Genomic DNA, 1,885 nt, shown 5'->3' with positions numbered 1-1,885 from the left:
CCCGCGGGCGGGCGGACCCGGCCGGCTGCGCTGCGTCAGGAGGCCTTCTGAGCCGTCCAGGCGTGGTAGCCGTCGGACGCCGGATCCTGCAGTTCGAGCAGCCATGCGCCGTAGTACGGGCGGTCGCCGACGCCGAGGACGAGGCTGCTGCCCTTGGCGGAGACGGCCAGCGCGCTGCCCGAGGCGGTCAGCCGCCACTGCTGGGAGTCGCGTCCGTCGCAGGGCTGCTGGGCGATCCACTGGCCGGCCACCGGTGCGCCGCCCAGCTGCAGGCACTTGCCGGACACCGCGGAGCGGATCCGCAGGTAGCCGCTGCCGGCGTCGTCGAAGTACCAGCGCTGCCCGGCGTAGCCGTTGGGCGGCGAGCCGACCAGGACGGCGCCGTCCGCGGACTTCCCGCCCCAGATCTCGGCGGCCAGGCCGCTGGCCCCGTTGGTCAGCGTGTAGGCCGTCGAGGGCGTGGTGGTGGTGCCGCCGGCCTTCGGGGTGTGGAAGGACAGCGTCCGGCCCGGCTGCGAGTCCTTGCCGCTGCCGTCGCGGACGGCGACCGCGACCGTGTAGTCGGTGTCGGGGCGCAGGTTGTAGATCCGCACCGAGGTCTGCTGGACCCAGGTGAGGAAGTTGCCGCCGAGCCGGACCTGGTACCACTGGGCGCCCGCGACCGCGGGCCAGCCGACCACCGCGCTGTCGGAGGTGAGTTGGCCGAGCACGGCGTCCGGTCCGCCGGACGGGCCGCCGGTCGGGCTGGGGCTCGGGCCCGGTGACGGGCTGCCGGTGGGGCTCGGCGTCGGGCTGGGCGACGGGGCGGGGTTCGGCCCGGTGCCGTTGCCGGTCATCAGGAAGCTGTTGTTCGCGACGTTCCAGTGGGTCGCCAGGTAGCTTCCGGGCTTCGGACTGGTGTTGAAGTAGTCGTCGTGGTTGCAGTCGAGCCGCTCGTCGTGGCCGCGGTCCGGGCAGACGGTGCGCATCGTCGGGTAGTACGGCGTGTCCGAGTAGCACATGATGTCCCACTCGTCGGTGCAGTGCGCGCCCTTGCTGCTGTTGGGCGCACTGTTGTTCACGGCGCCGAGGTTGTGCCCGAGCTCGTGGGCGGCGGTCGCCCCGCTCCAGCAGCCCGAGTCGGTCCGGCCGTACGAGGGGCCGAAGTTGCTCAGGTTGTCCTGGCCGGGACGCTCGTCGCCGTTGAAGGTGCCGATGCCGCAGTAGACGTTGGCGTCCGCGAAGACCATGTACTTGCGGTCCTTGCGGTTGAAGCCCTTGGACGCCAGTGCCGAGTTCATCGCACCGAACTCGGCGAGCGCGGAGTCCGGAAGTTCGACGTCGAGCACCGACGGGGTGCAGTCCGCGGCGGTGACGAAGCGGATGTGCCGCACGCCGCCGGTCTCCTGCGCGCTGGCCAGGTAGATGGCGTCGGCGTCGGCCGCCCAGGTGCGGAACGAGGCGGCGTACTGGGCGTACCGGTCCTTGCCGGGCCCGTGCGCGTACACCACCTGGACCCGGTTGCCGGTGCTGCCGTCGCCGTCGCAGGCCACCGCCGTCCCGGCCGGCGCCGCGGCCGAACGGGCCGGCGCGGACGGTGCGGAGGGCCGGGCGGTGGCGGCGGCGGTGGCGGCCCGGGCGTCCGCGGCCGGCTCGGCGCCGGCGTCCGGACCGGGTGCGGCGCTGCCGGACGGCGCGGGACGGCTCGGGTCCGCGGCCGTCAGGTCGGACTTGGCGACCGGCGCGGTGTCCTTCTTGACGTCCACGCCCTTGGGCGGGGCGTCCGGCCCGTGGGTGCAGTGGTCGTCGGGCGTGCGGCGCCCGGCGACGCAGCGGTCGCCCGTGGACGCGACCGTCACGGCGCGGGTGTCGCGGGCGCGCGGCACGTCGTCGGCGGGGAGCGAGG

At 74.5% G+C, this 1,885-nt stretch carries 1 protein-coding gene; it reads right to left on the bottom strand.

Translation table 11 applies throughout. From position 1 onward, the window contains the following. Window positions 1-35: 35 nt before the first annotated feature. On the bottom strand, window positions 36-1,885 hold a 1,850-nt coding region (locus ACFV0G_RS38915), incomplete at its 5' end, for an RICIN domain-containing protein (protein WP_380558508.1).

Source organism: Kitasatospora sp. NPDC059571, from assembly GCF_042735675.1.
Lineage (GTDB): Bacteria > Actinomycetota > Actinomycetes > Streptomycetales > Streptomycetaceae > Kitasatospora.
This window is presented reverse-complemented; position numbering and strand designations above follow the sequence as displayed.